The organism is Paenibacillus cymbidii, from assembly GCF_004764705.1.
GTDB lineage: Bacteria > Bacillota > Bacilli > Paenibacillales > NBRC-103111 > Paenibacillus_AN > Paenibacillus_AN cymbidii.
Genome location: NZ_SHLX01000001.1, coordinates 548992 through 565982, shown reverse-complemented (window position 1 = coordinate 565982; position 16991 = coordinate 548992). Strand labels below are relative to the sequence as shown.

Annotated in this window: 13 protein-coding genes; 2 read left to right on the top strand and 11 right to left on the bottom strand. The window is 57.8% G+C overall.

Annotated elements, in window-relative coordinates; translation table 11 throughout:
• Window positions 1–3: 3 nt before the first annotated feature.
• From infB to rimP, 5 genes are read right to left on the bottom strand one after another with little or no spacing between them, the layout of a single operon-like run.
• Entirely contained in the window at window positions 4–3135 is a 3132-nt protein-coding gene (gene infB / locus EXY20_RS02490) for a translation initiation factor IF-2 (protein WP_135547238.1), read from the bottom strand.
• Between the two features lie 2 nt (window positions 3136–3137).
• Complete coding sequence (locus tag EXY20_RS02485) at window positions 3138–3476, bottom strand: YlxQ family RNA-binding protein (protein WP_235885312.1); 339 nt, start codon at window positions 3474–3476, stop codon at window positions 3138–3140.
• Window positions 3451–3780, bottom strand: a complete 330-nt coding sequence (gene rnpM / locus EXY20_RS02480; protein ID WP_135547236.1) for an RNase P modulator RnpM — start codon at window positions 3778–3780, stop codon at window positions 3451–3453. Before rnpM ends, EXY20_RS02485 begins: the two co-directional genes overlap by 26 nt.
• A gap of 46 nt (window positions 3781–3826) precedes the next feature.
• Window positions 3827–4924, bottom strand: coding sequence for a transcription termination factor NusA (gene nusA / locus EXY20_RS02475; protein WP_135547234.1), 1098 nt, complete (start codon window positions 4922–4924; stop codon window positions 3827–3829).
• 42 nt (window positions 4925–4966) lie between these two features.
• A complete protein-coding gene (gene rimP / locus EXY20_RS02470; RefSeq protein WP_135547232.1) occupies window positions 4967–5425 on the bottom strand; it encodes a ribosome maturation factor RimP in 459 nt (152 codons plus the stop codon).
• 302 nt (window positions 5426–5727) lie between these two features.
• Between rimP and EXY20_RS02465 the strand changes: the two genes are divergently transcribed.
• Window positions 5728–5964: a hypothetical protein gene (locus EXY20_RS02465; RefSeq protein ID WP_235885311.1), complete on the top strand. Its 237-nt coding sequence runs from the start codon at window positions 5728–5730 to the stop codon at window positions 5962–5964.
• Window positions 5965–6211: 247 nt separating this feature from the next.
• On the opposite strand, the gene EXY20_RS02460 is transcribed toward EXY20_RS02465, so the two are convergent.
• Window positions 6212–6610, bottom strand: a complete 399-nt coding sequence (locus EXY20_RS02460) for a YbjQ family protein (protein ID WP_167858941.1) — start codon at window positions 6608–6610, stop codon at window positions 6212–6214.
• Between the two features lie 244 nt (window positions 6611–6854).
• Between EXY20_RS02460 and EXY20_RS02455 the strand changes: the two genes are divergently transcribed.
• Window positions 6855–7412 carry a hypothetical protein gene (locus EXY20_RS02455; protein WP_135547228.1) on the top strand — a complete coding sequence of 186 codons (558 nt, stop codon included), beginning with the start codon at window positions 6855–6857 and terminating at the stop codon, window positions 7410–7412.
• Window positions 7413–7674: 262 nt separating this feature from the next.
• On the opposite strand, the gene EXY20_RS02450 is transcribed toward EXY20_RS02455, so the two are convergent.
• The 5 genes from EXY20_RS02450 to EXY20_RS02430 form a co-directional block, all read right to left on the bottom strand.
• A complete protein-coding gene (locus EXY20_RS02450) occupies window positions 7675–11997 on the bottom strand; it encodes a PolC-type DNA polymerase III (protein ID WP_135547226.1) in 4323 nt (1440 codons plus the stop codon).
• Window positions 11998–12100: 103 nt separating this feature from the next.
• A complete protein-coding gene (gene proS / locus EXY20_RS02445) occupies window positions 12101–13576 on the bottom strand; it encodes a proline--tRNA ligase (protein WP_135547224.1) in 1476 nt (491 codons plus the stop codon).
• 10 nt (window positions 13577–13586) lie between these two features.
• On the bottom strand, window positions 13587–14846 hold the full coding sequence (gene rseP / locus EXY20_RS02440; protein WP_135547222.1) for an RIP metalloprotease RseP: 1260 nt from the start codon (window positions 14844–14846) through the stop codon (window positions 13587–13589).
• A 161-nt stretch (window positions 14847–15007) separates the two neighbouring features.
• Window positions 15008–16159 carry a 1-deoxy-D-xylulose-5-phosphate reductoisomerase gene (locus EXY20_RS02435; protein ID WP_135547220.1) on the bottom strand — a complete coding sequence of 384 codons (1152 nt, stop codon included), beginning with the start codon at window positions 16157–16159 and terminating at the stop codon, window positions 15008–15010.
• Between the two features lie 32 nt (window positions 16160–16191).
• A complete protein-coding gene (locus EXY20_RS02430; RefSeq protein ID WP_135547218.1) occupies window positions 16192–16983 on the bottom strand; it encodes a phosphatidate cytidylyltransferase in 792 nt (263 codons plus the stop codon).
• Window positions 16984–16991 lie beyond the last annotated feature (8 nt).

Below are 16991 nucleotides of genomic sequence, written 5' to 3'. Positions count from 1 at the left end.
CAATCACCTCTCAACCGATTCCATGACAAACGCTTCAATAATATCCCCTTCTTTGAGATCATTGAACCGTTCGAGCGTGATGCCGCACTCGTAGCCTTGCGCGACTTCCTTCGCGTCGTCCTTGAACCGTTTGAGCGAATCGATCTTGCCCTCGTGCACAACGATACCGCTGCGAATGACGCGCGCTTCGGCGTTGCGGCTGACTTTGCCGGAAATGACCATACAGCCTGCGATCGTGCCGACTTTCGTCACTTTGAACAGGTTGCGCACTTCCGCCTGGCCGATGACGACTTCCTTGAACACCGGATCCAGCATGCCCTTCATCGCCTGTTCGATTTCCTCGATGGCGCTGTAAATGACGCGGTGCAGACGGATGTCCACCTTCTCCTGCTCGGCGGTCGTTTTGGCGGTCGGTTCCGGCCGCACGTTGAAGCCGATGACGATCGCATTCGAAGCGGTCGCCAGCGTAACGTCGGATTCCGTAATGGCGCCGACGCCGGCATGCAGGATTTTGACCCGCGCGCCTTCGACCTCGATCTTCTCGAGCGAGCCTTTAAGCGCTTCGACGGAGCCCTGCACGTCGCCCTTGATGATGACGAACAGGTCTTTGATGTCGCCTTCCTTGATGTGTTTGTACAAATCGTCCAGCGTGACGCGGGTGTTCGCGGTAATCTCCGATTGACGCAGCGTCGTGGCGCGGCGGTCGGCGATTTCGCGCGCCTTGCGCTCGTCCTCGTACACGAGGAACGGATCGCCGGCGAGCGGCACTTCCGTCAAACCGGTAATTTCGACCGGAGTCGACGGCCCCGCTTCCTTGAGCCGTTTGCCCTTGTCGCTGACCATGGCGCGCACGCGTCCGAAACAGACGCCCGCCACGAAGCTGTCGCCCACCCGCAGTGTCCCATGCTGGATCAGCACGCGGGCTACCGGGCCTTTGCCTTTGTCGAGCTCGGCTTCGAGCACCGTGCCTCTGGCGCGTTTGTTCGGGTTCGCCTTCAGCTCCTGCACTTCCGCCACCAGCAAAATCATATCGAGCAGCTGATCGAGGTTGATGCGCTGCTTCGCCGACACATTGACGAAAATCGTATCGCCGCCCCATTCTTCCGGTACGAGCGCGTATTCGGTCAATTCCTGCTTGATGCGGTCCGGATTGGCGTCCGGTTTGTCAATTTTGTTGACGGCAATAATAATCGGCACGTTCGCCGCTTTGGCATGGTTGATCGCTTCCACCGTTTGCGGCATGACGCCGTCGTCGGCCGCCACCACGATAATCGTAATGTCGGTCACTTGCGCGCCGCGGGCACGCATCGAAGTAAACGCTTCGTGGCCCGGCGTATCGAGGAAAGTGATCTTCTTGCCGTGCGTTTCGACCTGGTAAGCGCCGATATGCTGGGTGATGCCGCCCGCTTCGCCTTCCGAAACGTTCGTGGAACGGATGGCGTCGAGCAGCGTCGTTTTGCCATGGTCGACGTGACCCATAATCGTCACCACCGGCGCGCGCTCCAGCAAATCTTCCGCTTCGTCTTTCTCTTCGATCAATTCGAAATTGTCCTCGTCGACACGGATCTTAAGCTCGATCTCCACGCCAAACTCCGTTGCGACCAACTGGATCGCATCCAGATCAAGCTCCTGGTTGATCGTTGCCATCGTGCCGAGGAACAACAGTTTTTTGATAACTTCCGATACGTCCTTATGCAGCAGCTTCGACAGTTCGCCGACGGTCATCGCGCCGCGCACGATAATTTTTTTCGGCGTGTTGTCGATTTTTTCCTTGCGCACCTGCACCTGCTGCCTGCCGCCTCTGCCTTTGCCGCCGCGTCCGCCTCTGTTGTCGTCAAATCGTTTGGCGCCGCCGGGCTTTCTGGCGCTGCGGCGATTCTCGTCGTCACCGTCATTGATGGACGGTACCGGAGCAGCCGGACGCGAAGGACGGGAATCGGCATACCGGTTCTGGCCTTGTTGGCCCGGCCCGCGGCCGCCTGCCGCACCGCCGCCTCTGTTGCCTCCGAAGCCGCCACCCTGGCCGCCGCCGCTGAACCCGCCGCCGGCACCGCCTGGGCCACCCGGACGCGCCTGGCCGCCCGGACGACCCGCGGCGCCGCCTGCGGGACGCTGTCCGCCCATGGCCGGACGGTCGCCTTGCGGACGGTTGAATCCGCCCTGACCTTGCGGACGGTTAAACCCGCCGCCCTGGCCTTGCGGACGATCGCCTTGCGGACGATTGAACCCGCCGCCTTGGCCCTGCGGACGGTCGCCTTGCGGACGATTGCCTTGATAGCCGCCGCCTTGACCTTGCGGACGGTCGCCACGGTTGCCTTGGTAGCCGCCGCCTTGGCCTTGCGGACGGTCGCCTTGCGGACGATTGCCTTGATAGCCGCCGCCTTGACCTTGCGGACGATCGCCGCGGTTGCCTTGGTAGCCGCCGCCTTGACCTTGCGGACGGTCGCCGCGGTTGCCTTGGTAGCCGCCGCCTTGACCTTGCGGACGGTCGCCGCGGTTGCCCTGGTAGCCGCCGCCTTGACCTTGCGGACGGTCGCCGCGGTTGCCTTGGTAGCCGCCGCCTTGACCTTGCGGACGGTCGCCCTGCGGACGATCCCCTTGCGGGCGGTCGCCGCGATCGCGGTTGCCTTGATACCCGCCTTGGCCTTGCGGACGGTCACCTTGCGGGCGGTCGCCTTGCGGGCGGTCGCCCTGCGGACGATCCCCTTGCGGGCGGTCGCCGCGGTTGCCCTGGAACCCGCCTTGGCCTTGCGGGCGGTCGCCTTGCGGACGATCCCCTTGGCGCTGCGATTCGCCGCCGTGTCCGCCTTGGCCCGATTGGCCTTGCGGGCGCTGGCCGCCGCTTTGCTGCTGCGGGCGCGGTTGCGTGCCCGTCGCCGATTGGCCGCCACGGTTCGACGCCGCTCCCGAGTTGGCCGCATTTTCCGCCGCTGCCCGCTTCGCCGCCGCATTTGCCTTCACGTCGCGGAAAAACTTCTCGACCGATTCGACCGCATCGTTTTCCATGACGCTCATATGGTTATTGACCGGCTTATCCAACCGTTTCAAAATCGTAATGATCTCTTTGCTGCTCATATTGAGCGACTTCGCGTATTCATACACGCGCAGTTTATCCTTATTGTCTTGTTTATCCAAAATTACTCCACCTCCGCAGGGATTACCTGGCACCTTGCAATCAGCTTCGCGAATCCCGAATCCGTGACCGCGAAAACGACACGCTCCTCTTTGCCGGTGCTGGCGCCAAGTTCGCTTCGGCTGCCGAATACGAGCAGCGGTACGTCATAATGATTGCATTTGTCTGTTATTTTTTTGCGTGTATTGTCCGAGGCGTCTTCCGCCAGCACGACCAGCTTCGCTTCGCCGCCGCGAATCGCGTCAAGCACCGCGCCGTCGCCGCTGGCCAGTTTGCCGGCCCTCGTCGCCAATCCGAGATAAGAAAACAGTTTCGCTTTATTGTCCATGGGCATCGTCCGCATCGTCGTAGAGCTCGTCGCGCGTCGCCAAATACTCGTCCTCCACGCGAACGAAATCGGCTTCCAGCCGATCGTATATGTCAATGCCGACCGGCAGCTTGAGCGCGCGGTCAAGCGCTTTGCTCTTCTTGGCCAGCTTGAAACAGGACAACTTGCCGCACAGGTAGGCGCCACGTCCCGACTTCTTGCCGGAAAGATCGATCGCGATTTGGCCGTCGGGCGTCCTAACGACGCGGATCAGCTCCCGTTTGGCCATCATTTGCTGGCAGGCAACGCATTTCCGAAGCGGCACCTTGCGCTGTTTCATCCTGTTCACCCACTTTATCGGCAGTCCCGTTAAAACCCGGGCGCCGTTATTCGATGCTGACCGAATCCTGCTGCATTTCGCCGGTCGACGACTTCGGCCGGCCGTATTCCTGCTCGGCTTGCGTTTCGCTTTTGATGTCGATTTTCCAGCCGGTCAGCTTGGCGGCGAGTCGCGCATTTTGACCCTTGATGCCGATCGCAAGCGACAGCTGGTAATCCGGCACGATAACGCGGCACATCTTTTCGCTTTCGAATACGTTCACTTCGAGCACCTTCGACGGGCTGAGCGCATTGGCCACATACTCGTCGACCTGCTCTGACCAGCTGACAATATCGATCTTCTCGCCGCGCAGCTCGCTGACAATCGTCTGCACGCGCATCCCTTTCGGACCGACGCACGAACCGACAGGGTCGACTTCCGGATTGCGCGAGTGGACGGCGATTTTCGAGCGGAACCCGGCTTCGCGCGCGACGGAGCGAATTTCGACGACACCGTCGAAAATTTCCGGCACTTCCAGCTCGAACAATCGCTTGAGCAGCCCCGGATGCGTCCGGGACAAAATGATCTGCGGCCCCTTCGTCGTATTCTCCACCTTGGTGATGTAAGCTTTGACGCGATCGCCGTGCTTGAACTTCTCGTTCGGCATCAGCTCGGCGAGCGGCAGCACCGCCTCGACCTTGCCCAGATCGATAAAGATGCTGCGCGTGTCCTGGCGCTGAACGATGCCGGTGACGATATCTTCTTCTTTCTCGATAAACGCGTTGTAAATGAGCCCGCGCTCCGCCTCGCGAATGCGCTGCGTGACGACCTGCTTCGCCGTCTGGGCGGCGATGCGGCCGAAGTCGCGCGGCGTCACTTCGATTTCGACGATGTCGCCTTCCTGGTAAAGCGCGTTGATTTGGCGCGCCGCTTCAATCGATATGTCGAGCCGCGGATCGAGCACTTCCTCCGTCACCGTCTTGCGCGCATATACTTTGATCAGGCCGGTTTGCCGGTTGATGTCGACGCGAACGTTCTGCGCGGTGTTGAAATTGCGCTTATACCCGGAAATCAGGGCGGCTTCGATCGCTTCGAGCAAAATATCCTTGCTGATTCCTTTCGTCGATTCGATTTCGTGCAGCGCTTCAATAAAATCTGTATTCATTTGCCTGGGGCTCCCCCTTTCATTATTACCGTACTTATTTGGTTAAAACACGATGGCAAGCCGCGCGCCGGCTACTTTATCGGTTGGCAGCGTATGCGTCTTTTTGCCGATAGCGATAGACAAGCTGGCTTCGTCATACGAGACCAGCTTGCCTTCGAACTCTTTCAATCCGCCGATCGGCTCGTAGGTTGTGATCAGCACCTGCTTGCCGACGGCCTTGCGGAAATCGTCCGCCTTCTTCAGCGGCCGCTCGGCGCCGGGCGAAGACACTTCAAGAAAATAAGCGTCCGGCACCGGGTCGTTCTCGTCCAGCTTCGCACTTAAATATTCGCTGATCCTGCTGCAATCGTCGATATCGATGCCGCCTTCCTTGTCGACATATACGCGAAGAAACCAGTTGCTGCCTTCCTTGACGTATTCGACATCGACGAGTTCGAACTGATGCTCCGCCAGAAACGGCGTCACCATCGCTTCGACGACGGATTTGATTTTAACGCTCACGAATGTTGTTACCCCCTTGCCGCGTAACCGCAATTGACTCCAGACAAAACGTAAAGAGTGGGTTTCCCCACTCTCCTCAGCATCATCGTATCACAAGCTTACCAAAAGAATTATAGCACAGGTAATTGTTGCTGCGCAAGCGGTAAATTCGTCGTTCGGGTTCATTCCGGTGATGTCCGCACGCGCCGTCGCAAGCGGCAAAAACTTGCGCATTCGCCCTGAAACCGGGCGGATGTGCAGGTCAATTCGCCCGCATCGCCATATACTGGTACTGTATTCATTCCCAAAGGAGATGATCTCGAGTGTCCAGTCTGTCTCATGCGCACCATCATCAGGAACAATGTCCGCAATGCCCGACCGAAACGGTCTATGATCCGCCTGCGCGCGTATACGAGGATTACTTCCACCCGCAAGTTGTGCAGATCGTGCATCATGTCGAGGTCGTCCGCAGGCATCACTGCGTGCCGGTGCCGTGCCACATCTACACGTATTCGTCGCGCGACGAATATTGCCCGCCGTTCCCGCAGGCGCGGAAGTAGCGGACGGTTCAAGCGAAAGCCTTCCTGAGTCGCAAAGCGGCGCTGGAAGGCTTGTTCGCATGACGGCTATTGTGAATCCCCTTGAAAAATATGGTGCAGTACATAAATTTTCTCCTTCAGTTCTGCCGCGACTTCCCCGGATTTGACTTCGTTTTCCGTAAAACCAAATGCATCGTTGTCGCACGATTTGCAGTAACGTTGCGACGATTTGTTCGTTTTGCCGCACGCACAGGTCCATTTTTCGCCGTCATTGGCCTGTGACTTGTCGGGAAACATCGTCCGGCGGGGAGGTCGGTTCGACGGACAACGAGCTTGCGGTGGCTGCCGTACCTGTCGCGGTGACGAAAAACATTTGTTTGTTGCGACCCGATATTTCATTATGATCGACCTTCAGTCCGAGCACCAGGTTGGCGCCAAGTTTTGCCGCTTCCTCGGAAAGCAATACGATCGCTTCGTCGTATATGCTTTTTAATTGTTTCTGGTAGGTCACGGACTTTCCGCCAAACACATCGCTGAAATCCGCCATAATATCGGAAAAAATATTCGTCGCGGCAACGACCCGCGCAGAAACGACCCCATGATAGCGTTCGATGTCGATTCCATCGACGATGGATGTCGTCGTGATCAATTTAACCTTCGATTGCACAAGCTTACCTCCGATACCGGTATGTACGGCACAAAGAATCGTTTTGGTTTTCCAGTATGAGGATGGCCGCCTAAAACACATCGTACCGGTCCGGTCGCCGGCGGTCAAGATAAAGTTTGTCTGAATTTGTCAACAAAAAGCACCCTTGACCAATCAGTTCAACAACATAATTTTCAGCTCAAATGGCAAAACAAGTCGCTTAACACATAATCGGATGATACACTTTGGCCAGGAGGTACTTCCGATGAAAAAACTCGTGTTACCCGTTGCATCGATGTTTTTGGCACTCTCCATCTTGACTGCCTGCAAACATAAGCAGAAAGAACTCATTGATTCCAGCATCGACATCGTTTCCTTAAGCAAAAACCAACTCGTGAATATCGCGGATGCAATCATCGAGGGAATAGTGATATCGCAGGAAGTACAAAACGACTTTCGCGGGCTGCCTGCAACCGATACGACGATAAAAGTGACCAAGGTGTATAAAGGCAATCCGGGGGAACAAATTAAAGTTCGCGTAGACGGCGGGGAAACGGACGATAAGATCTATACCTCCGATGAAACCATGCTGCCGAAATTCACCAAAAAGGAATCGGTCGTATTATTTGTTACCGCCAACAAAGGGCAGCGTCCGGATAAAAACGATTTTGACTATTATGTCGTGGGGCAGTTTCAAGGAAAATTCGAGATCAAAGACGGGAAAATAATCAACCGCACCTTTTCCTTCGATCGAAACAACTTCGTCAATGAACTTCAGACCATCGAAAACGAAAATAAGATGAACCCGCCGGCGAAACTATAAATATAGGCCATTAAAAATGGCTTATTCACCTCATTTCGCCCGCCTCATTAAAAATAGCCAGTGAAATCACTGGTTATTTCGGCCAAACCGCCTCAATTCGGGCAGATAAACACGAATAGCCAGTGAAATCACTGGCTATTTTGAGGCGACGGCCCGTTTTAGAGGGAATAGGCCATTAAACATGGCCTATTTGACAACATCCCGCGCCCCCACTACAAAAAATCCCCCATGCCGCCTGACAGCGACACGGGGGATTTGCACCTTAAAACAACGACAACTGATTCGACTCCGGCAACCCGCGGAAGCAGCCGAGCTGCGCCAGCAGCTCGATGACGGTCTTCGACGCCTTGGCGCGCTGCTGGAAATCTTCGACGGAGAGGAAGTCCCCCTCATCCTTAGCGGCGGCGATTTGCTTCGCTGCGTTTTCGCCGATGCCGGCCAGCGCCGAAAACGGCGGGATGAGCGCATCGCCGTCGACCTGGAACTTCGTCGCATGCGAGCGGTACAAGTCGATCGGCTTGAACGTGAAGCCTCGTGCCGTCATTTCGAGCGCCATCTCGAGGATGGAAATCATCGCCTTCTCCTTCGGCAGCGCCTGGAAGCCTTTCTCCTCGATTTCAATCAGCTTGCGCAAGATGGCGTCGTAGCCTTGGCAGAACAACTCGACGTCGAAATCTTCGGCACGAACGGTAAAATAAGTCGCGTAATAAGCGATCGGATGATACACCTTGAAATATGCGGTGCGGACGGCCGAGGTGACGTAGGCGGCGGCATGCGCCCGCGGAAACATGTATTCGATCTTCTCGCACGAGTCGATGTACCACGCCGGCACCCCGTGCTCCTTCATCACTTGTTTCCAATCGTCGGTCAACCCTTTGCCCTTCCGCACGCTCTCCGTAATTTTGAACGCCAGCGCCTTGTCCAGCCCCGCCTTGTAAATCAAATACAGCATGATGTCGTCGCGGCAACCGATGACCGTTTTGATCGTGCAAATGTTTTTGCGAATCAGCTCCTGCGCGTTGCCAAGCCAAACGCCGGTGCCGTGCGACAAGCCGGAAATTTGCAGCAGGTCGGCGAAGCTCGACGGCCGCGTCTCTTCGAGCATCTGGCGCACGAACTTCGTGCCCATCTCCGGCACGCCGTACGTGGCGACAGGCGTTCGAATCTGATCCGGCCTTACGCCCAGCGCGTCGGTCGAGCTGAAGATGCTCATCGCCTTCGTGTCGTTCATCGGGATTTGGCCCGGCTCGACGCCGGTCAAATCCTGCAGCATCCGCATCATCGTCGGATCGTCGTGCCCGAGAATATCGAGCTTGAGCAGATTCTCGTCGAAGGCGTGATAATCGAAGTGCGTCGTTTTCCATTCGGCGCTCGTATCGTCGGCCGGATACTGCACCGGCGTAATGTCTTCGACGTCGATGTAGTCCGGCACAACGACGATGCCGCCCGGGTGCTGGCCGGTGCTGCGCTTGACGCCGGTGCAGCCGGCGGCGAGCCGGCCGACTTCGGCGCCGCGCCATGTCTTTCCTTTTTCTTCCTCGAACTTTTTGACGAAGCCGTAGGCCGTCTTCTCGGCGACCGTGCCGATCGTGCCGGCACGGAACACGTTCTCCGGCCCGAACATCACTTTCGTGAAATTATGTGCCTGCGGCTGGTATTCGCCGGAGAAGTTCAAGTCGATATCGGGCACCTTCTCGCCGGTGAAGCCCATGAACGTTTCCGCCGGAATGTCCTGTCCTTCGCCGCGCATCGTTGCGCCACAATTCGGACACGGCTTGTCCTGCAAGTCAAAGCCCGAACCGATCGAGCCGTCGGTGAAAAATTCGCTATGCTGGCACGACAGGCACAAGTAATGCGGCGGCAGCGGATTTACTTCGGAAATGCCCAGCATGTTGGCGACGAACAGCGATCCGACCGATCCCCGCGAACCGACGATATAGCCGTCCGAATTCGACTTTTTGACCAGCCGCTCGGAAATAAGCACGTTCGCCGAAAAGCCGTTTTCAATGATCGGCTTCAGCTCCCGCTTCAGTCTTTCTTCGATCAGCTCCGGCATCGGATCGCCGTAAAGCTCTTTCGCCCGCGCATAACACTTCGTTTCGATCTCTTCTTCCGCGCCTTCGATAATCGGCGAATACAGCTTCTTCGGAAACAGCTGGATTTCCTCGAACCGGTCGGCCAACTCGTTCGTGGCTGTGACGACGACTTCAAACGCCTTCTCTTCGCCGAGGAAACGGAACTCGTGCAGCATTTCGTCGGTCGTGCGGAAATGCACGTCCGGCTTGCGCTGTTCCTTGAGCGGGCTAAAGCCGGTGATGCCGTGGATCGTGATGTCGCGGCATATTTTGTCGCGCGGCTGCAAGTAGTGCACGTTGCCGGTGGCGATGACCGGTTTGCCCAGCTTCGCGCCGATCGCACATATGCGGCGAACCGCCTGCTCCAGTTCGTCGCGGCTGCCGACGAGTCCTTTCTCCACCAGGTGCATGTAACAGTCGAGCGGCTGGATTTCGAGCGCGTCGTAAAACTCGGCTACCTGCTCGGCCTCCTCCTGCGACTTGTTCAGCACGGTTTCGAAAAACTCGCCTTTTTCGCAGCCGGATACGAGCAGCAGCCCTTCGCGCAGAAGGACCACCTTGCTTCGCGGCATGCAGGCGACACGTTTATAGTATTCCGTATGCGATAGCGAAATCAGCTTGTACAAGTTTTTTTTGCCGACCTGGTTCAGCGCGTAGATGTTGCAGTGGAACGGCCGCGCATTGGACAAGTCTTTCCCGGAAAAGCTGTCCAGCTTCGCCAAACTATCAATCTCTCTACCGGCTGCTTCATTAATAAGGCCATAGAGCACATGGCCGAGCGCCACGGAGTCGTCGATCGCGCGGTGATGGTTTTCGAGGCTGACTTTGAATTTATCGGCCAATGTGTTCAGCCGGTGGTTCTTGAGCGACGGGAACAACAGCCGCGCCATCTCCAGCGTATCGAGCACCGTATTGGGCACGGGCGGCAAGCCAAGCCGCTTGGCATTCTCCTGAATGAAGCCGATATCGAATCTTGCATTATGCGCTACCAGCACCGCATCGCCGACAAAAGCGAGAAATTCCGGCAGCTTCTCGGCAAGCTCCGGCGCCCCTCTCACCATGTCGTCGGTAATATTCGTCAATTGGCTGATGTGGTACGGAATCCGTTCGTGCGGGTCGATAAATGTGGCGAACCGGTCGATTTCTTTGCCGTCCTTCATTTTGACGCCGGCCAGCTCGATAATTTTGTTGTTCAGCACCGAAAGCCCCGTCGTTTCGATGTCGAACACGACGTAAGTCGCATCTTTCATGATTCGCTCATCCGGGTGAATTACAATCGGCACCCCGTCGTCGACCACGTTCGCTTCGACGCCGTAAATCATTTTGATCCCGTTCTTTTTGGCCGCCTTGCCCGCATCCGGGAAACATTGCACATTGCCGTGGTCGGATACCGCAATCGCCTTGTGCCCCCATTTGGCTGCCATTTTGACATACTGGTCGATCGGCGTAATGCCGTCCATCGTGCTCATCGCCGTATGCAGATGGAACTCGACCCGCTTCTCCGCCGCCTTGTCGTTGCGTTCCGGTGGTGCCGATACTTCGCTGACGTCCTGCGGGACGAACATCAGTTCCGGCGGATTCGTGAACCGGTCGTATTCGACTTTGCCTCGGGCGCGGATCCATTTGCCGTTCTCGAGCAGGCCGTATGTTTTGATGTCTTCCTTGTTTTTGGCGAACGCCTTGACCATGAGCGAATCGGTAAAATCGGTAATGTTGAACAGAAACAAGGTGGAGCCGTTTTTCAGTTCCTTCGATTCAAGGCCGAACACGGTGCCCTGGATCGTCACGCGCTTCTCTTCTTCGCGAATTTCCTGCAGCGGCACGGGCGCGTCCTTGATGTCGATGCCGATGAACAGCTTGGTCGGCGCTTCGCCCGAATCGGCGACGGCTACTTCTTCTTTTTCGATGGCGACCATCATTTCCTGCGTAACCGATTTGCCTTCCTGCTCGATCAGCTTGGCGAACTGCTCGTACGCCTCGTCGCGCGTTTCGCGCGATTCGCTGACGGTAAACCGGATTTGCAGCTCCAGCGCAAACCGCTCGCGGAAAAATCGCTGCACATAACCGTCCACCTGTTTCTTCTTCGCCATATCAAGGCCAATCTGGTCCAGCATCTTCAGCGTTACCGTACGATCGGTCACTTCCACCTGCGCTTTGCTCATCCAGCCGTTGATCGAAGCGACTTCGCGCTGCAGCCACTCCAGCATCAATCCCCAATATGCGTCAACGACGGCGGCAGCGCTGACCGCTGCCGGATCGTAGCGAAACACGAATTTGACGTCGGCCAAATGGGCCAGCCGGTCGCGCACGATTTTGCAGAACGAGAGGAAAATATCGCGCGGCACCAGCGTTTGTTTCGCCAGCGTAATCGTCCAACTGCGGTTCGCCCGGCTAACCTCTACCTGCTCGATATACCCGTCGCCGAAAAAAGCGGCTATCGTCTCGACGGGCACGTCAACTTGTTTCATCAACAGTTCAAACCGTTGTCTTCGTTCGTCCAAATAAGCCACTTCCTTTCCAAAGTAACCCCACAAACGGGGCCGCGGAAAAAAGAAAGAGCAAAGCCGCGTACTCTCTTTGCTCTTCTATCTTCTGCGCATGGAACCAACCCAATTAGTATGCCCGACCGAATACGACCGTATGTTCCGCTCCCTCGCCGCATACGAGGCAAGTCGTCTTGCGAACGGTCGGCTCGAACGGAATGTTCCGGCTCGTGGCGCCGGTTTCTTCCTTCACTTGAGCTTCGCAAGCGGCGGAGCCGCACCAGCCGGCGAGTACGAAGCCGCGCTGCTGCTCGAGGAACGCCTGCATCTCCGCCATCGTGTCGACAGCCGTCAAATGTTCGTCGCGGAACGTTTTGGCCCTTTCGTACATCATCCGGTGCGTATCCGTCAACAGCTGCTGTACTTCCTCGACAATCCGCTCCAGCGGCACCGGCTTCTTTTCGCCGCTGACGCGCGAAACGAGCACGACTTGCCCGTTCTCCATGTCGCGCGGTCCCAGTTCGATGCGGATCGGAATGCCGCGCATTTCGTATTCGTTGAACTTCCAGCCGGGGCTCTGGTTCGGGTCGTCGTCGACCTTCACTCGTACCCCCGCCGCCTTCAGCTGCGCCTGCAGTTCGTACACTTTGGCCACAACCGGCTCGCGCGACTTCGGCGGCCCGATCGGGATGATGACCGCTTGCGTCGGTGCTACTTTCGGCGGAACGACAAGGCCGCGGTCGTCGCCATGCACCATGATCAGCGCGCCGATCAGCCGGGTGCTGACGCCCCACGACGTTGTATGCGCAAAGGTATGCGTATTCTCCCGGTCCAGATACTTGATATCGAACGCTACGGCGAAGTTCGTGCCGAGGTAATGCGACGTCCCGGCTTGCACCGCTTTGCCGTCTTTCATCATCGCTTCGATCGAATACGTATCGACCGCTCCGGCAAACTTCTCCGAAGGCGTCTTCTGCCCGACAATAACCGGAATCGCCAGCACCTCTTCGGCAAATTCGCGGTAAATGTCAAGCATCTGCATCGTTTCGCGGCGGGCGTCCGCCTCATCCTCATGCGCCGTATGGCCTTCCTGCCACAAAAACTCGCTCGTCCGCAGAAACGGCTGCGTCCGTTTCTCCCAGCGGACGACGTTGGCCCACTGGTTGATAAGCAGCGGCAGGTCGCGGTACGAATTGATCCATTCCGCGTACATGTGGCCGATCATCGTTTCCGACGTCGGACGAATCGCCAGCCGTTCCTCCAGCTTCTCGCCGCCCGCTTCGGTCACCCACGGCAGCTCCGGATTGAAGCCTTCGACGTGCTCCTTCTCCTTCTGGAAGAAGCTCTCGGGGATGAACAGCGGGAAGTAGGCGTTGCGGTGGCCCGTCTCCTTGAATCGGGCGTCCAGCTGCCGCTGGATCAGCTCCCAAATTTCGTAGCTGTCCGGCTTGAACACGATGCAGCCGCGCACCGGCGAATAACTCATCAAGTCCGCCTTGCGAATGACATCCAGGTACCACTTGGAGAAGTCAACGCTTTGCGGCGTAATTTCTTTCACGAACTGCTTGTCCTGCTTGTCCTGCTTGTCCTGCTTGTCGCCCGCCATCGCCTGATCTCTACCCCTTTACGAGTCGTAAAATATCGTTGTACGTCACCGCAAGCATGACCAGCATAAGCAGCGCGAAGCCGATGAAATGCACCATGCTCTCCCGCTGCGGATCGACCGGCCGGCCGCGAACCGCCTCGTAGCCGAGAAACACGAGCCGGCTGCCGTCAAGCGCCGGAATCGGCAACAAGTTGAAGATGCCCAGATACAAGCTGAGCGAGCCGGAAAATGCGATCATGTATTTCAGCCCAAGATCGGCAAATTCGTTGGACACTTCGACAATCCGGATCGGTCCGCCGAGATCGTCAAGCTTGAAGTTGCCGGTGACGATCATCTTGAACCCGAGAAAAATGTTCTTCGTCGTGCCGACCATGCTGTCCCACGCGCCGGTTACTCCTTCGCCGAACGTGGCTTTGCGGTTGATCGAATCCATCCGGATCCCGACAATCAGCGCGCCGTCTTTCAACATCGGCGTCATTTGCACCTGGCGCTGTTCGCCGCCGCGTTCGATGATCCAGCGCATCGACCGGTCGGCCGATTTCTGGATTTCGGTGACGATTTTGCCGGAGTCGGCGCCGATCTCGACATCGTTGATTTCCTTGATGATATCGCCTGCCTTCAGCCCCGCCTGCTCCGCTGGCGATCCGGCCGACACGCTGTCCAGCTTGATCTGCTGCGGAATGCCGTGCATGAACATGGCGATCAGGAACAGCACAAAGGCGAGCAGGAAATTCATCACCGGACCGGCAAATATCGCCAGCGCTCGCTGACCGACCGTCTTGCTGCCGAACTGGCGGTCGAGCGGCGCAATTTGCGTTTCGCGCCCTTTGGTCACCATCAGCGCCTGCGGATGAACCGGGTAACGAATCGCTTCGCCGTCGACGTCGAGGCTGACGTGAAGCTCGCGTTCCAGATCAAGCTGGCGCACTTCGCCGATGACGACATTCGAGCGCAAGTCGAGCTGATCGAGATACAGATGCGACACGACGCCCGAACGGTCGAGCTGCAGCGCTACCGTCTGACCGGGCGACACTTGCACGATTTCCGGGTCTTCGCCGGCCATGCGCACGAACCCGCCGATCGGCAGCAGGCGCAGCGTGTAGCGGGTTTCCCCTTTTTTATACGAAAACAGCTTCGGCCCGAAGCCGATCGCAAATTCGCGAACCAATATCCCCGCCCGTTTGGCGAAGTAATAATGTCCCCACTCGTGCAACGTTACGAGCACGAAAAACATGAGCACAATCTGAATCACATTTTGCAGCGAAAACAAGGGCTGTACCTCCTAAACCGGATGAGCATGCTTTTTCGCCGGTAGCGAAAACTCGGGGACGGTCATCATTAAGCTTACCATTTTTTCGGCTCCTTGCACAAGCAAGCCTGACCCGACCTCATGCCGATGCTAGTATGAAGGTATATGCCACGCAGCGCCGATTATGCCGTATACAGCGACGCGGCCAGCTCGCGCGCCCAATTGTCGGCGTACGCGATCTGCTCGAGGTCCGGATCGGCCAGCCGCTCGTGCCGCTCCAGCGCCGTTTCGATGATCGCTTCGATCGCCAGAAACTCGATCTCTCCGCCCAGGAATCGCGCCACCGCCACTTCGTTCGCCGCGCTGTAAACGGTCGGCAGCGTGCCGCCGCCCTTGCCGCATTCGAACGCGAGGCGCAGGCAAGGAAACCGCACCATATCCATCGGGGCAAAATGAAGCCGGCCCGCAGCGGCCAAATCGAGCCGTTTCGTCGGCGTCGGGAATCGCTGCGGATAGGTGAGCGCGTATTGGATCGGCACCCGCATGTCGGGGTTGCCAAGCTGCGCGATGACGCTGTTGTCGACAAACTCGACCATGGAGTGAATGATGCTTTCGGGGTGCAGCAGCACGTCGATTTGTTCGTACGGCATATCGAAGAGCCAGTGCGCTTCGATCACTTCCAGCCCTTTGTTGACCATCGTGGCGGAATCGATCGTAATTTTGGCGCCCATCGACCAGTTCGGGTGGCGCAGCGCCTCCGCTACCGTTACACCGGCGAGCTGCTCCCGCGTGCGGTCGCGGAACGAACCGCCGGAAGCGGTGATCGTAAGGCGGGCCACATCGTCGCGCGATTCGCCGTTCAAACATTGAAATATCGCCGAATGCTCGCTGTCGATCGGCAGCAGGCAAACGCCGCGGCGCTTGGCCGCCGCCGTGACCAGATGACCGGCGCTGATGAGCGTTTCCTTGTTCGCCAGGCCGATCGTAATGCCCGCTTCGATGGCCGCCAGCGCCGGCTTCAATCCGCGGCTGCCCATCACCGCCGTCACTACCATATCGGCGCCGGTACCGGCCGCCACTTCGGCGGCTCCTTCGTCGCCGTACAACACGCGCGTGCCGGCGGGAAGCAACGGCCGCAGCTCATCGGCCAGCTCCTTCGTTGCCACCGACACAACACCCGGGCGGAACTGTTTGACCTGCTCCAGCAGCAGCGCTACGTTTGTGCCTGCGGACAAGCCAACGACGTCGTACCGCTCCGGGTCGTGCGCAATCACATCCAGCGTTTGGGTGCCGATCGAGCCCGTCGAGCCGAGCAGCGCAATGCGTTTCGCCATCCCCGTAACCTCCGTTTGCCGCAGCCGGCCCATCAGTGGGGCAGCAGCGCAACCATATGTAAAAACGGAAACACAATAATCCAACTATCCGTCCGGTCCAGGACGCCGCCGTGGCCGGGCATGAGGCTGCCGGAATCTTTGATGCCTTTGACCCGCTTGTAAGCCGATTGCATCAAATCGCCGAACTGCCCGACAATGCCGATCGCGCCGCCAAGCACAATCGCCTGCGGGATCGACAGCAGATCGTCCCGGGTAATGGCGAAAATGAGCGCCACAACGATCGACAGCACCAGCCCGCCGATGGCGCCTTCCACCGTTTTGTTCGGGCTGATCGCCGGCCACAGCTTCGTTCTGCCGAACGCGTAGCCGGTGAAGTAGGCGCCCGAATCGGTAATCCAGATGCAAAAAAACACGAGCAGCGTCCAGAACAGCCCGTCCGGCTCCAGCACACGCGTCTCGGCCATATAGTGAAAGCCGAACCCGACGTACAGGATGCCCAGCAGCACATAACCGGCCTGGTCGATCGTGACCGCATTTTTGGTGATGACCGTCAGCGCCAGCAGCACAAACAGCGCCAGCCAAACAAACGCCATGACGGATAATTCGTCCCACAGCGGAATGACAGGCGCCGTGAGCATGATGACGCCGGCAAAGCCGGCCAGCGAAACGAGCGAGCCGCGGGCAAGTCCGTTCATTTTGCGGTATTCGTCGAAGCCGATGACCGCGAGCGCGAACATGAGCCACTCAAACCAGGCGCCGCCCAGTATGAGCAGCGTAATAAAAACCGCCGCCGCAATAACACCCGATACAATGCGCTGCTTCAAATCCGCTT

Bases quoted from the DNA above. Each gene is read 5' to 3' on its own strand.
- proS (WP_135547224.1), bottom strand. From the start codon at position 13,576: ATGGCGGGCGACAAGCAGGACAAGCAGGACAAGCAGGACAAGCAGTTC.
- nusA (WP_135547234.1), bottom strand. From the start codon at position 4,924: ATGAATACAGATTTTATTGAAGCGCTGCACGAAATCGAATCGACGAAA.
- EXY20_RS02485 (WP_235885312.1), bottom strand. From the start codon at position 3,476: ATGCGGACGATGCCCATGGACAATAAAGCGAAACTGTTTTCTTATCTC.
- EXY20_RS02435 (WP_135547220.1), bottom strand. From the start codon at position 16,159: ATGGCGAAACGCATTGCGCTGCTCGGCTCGACGGGCTCGATCGGCACC.
- rnpM (WP_135547236.1), bottom strand. From the start codon at position 3,780: ATGAAACAGCGCAAGGTGCCGCTTCGGAAATGCGTTGCCTGCCAGCAA.
- EXY20_RS02455 (WP_135547228.1), top strand. From the start codon at position 6,855: ATGAAAAAACTCGTGTTACCCGTTGCATCGATGTTTTTGGCACTCTCC.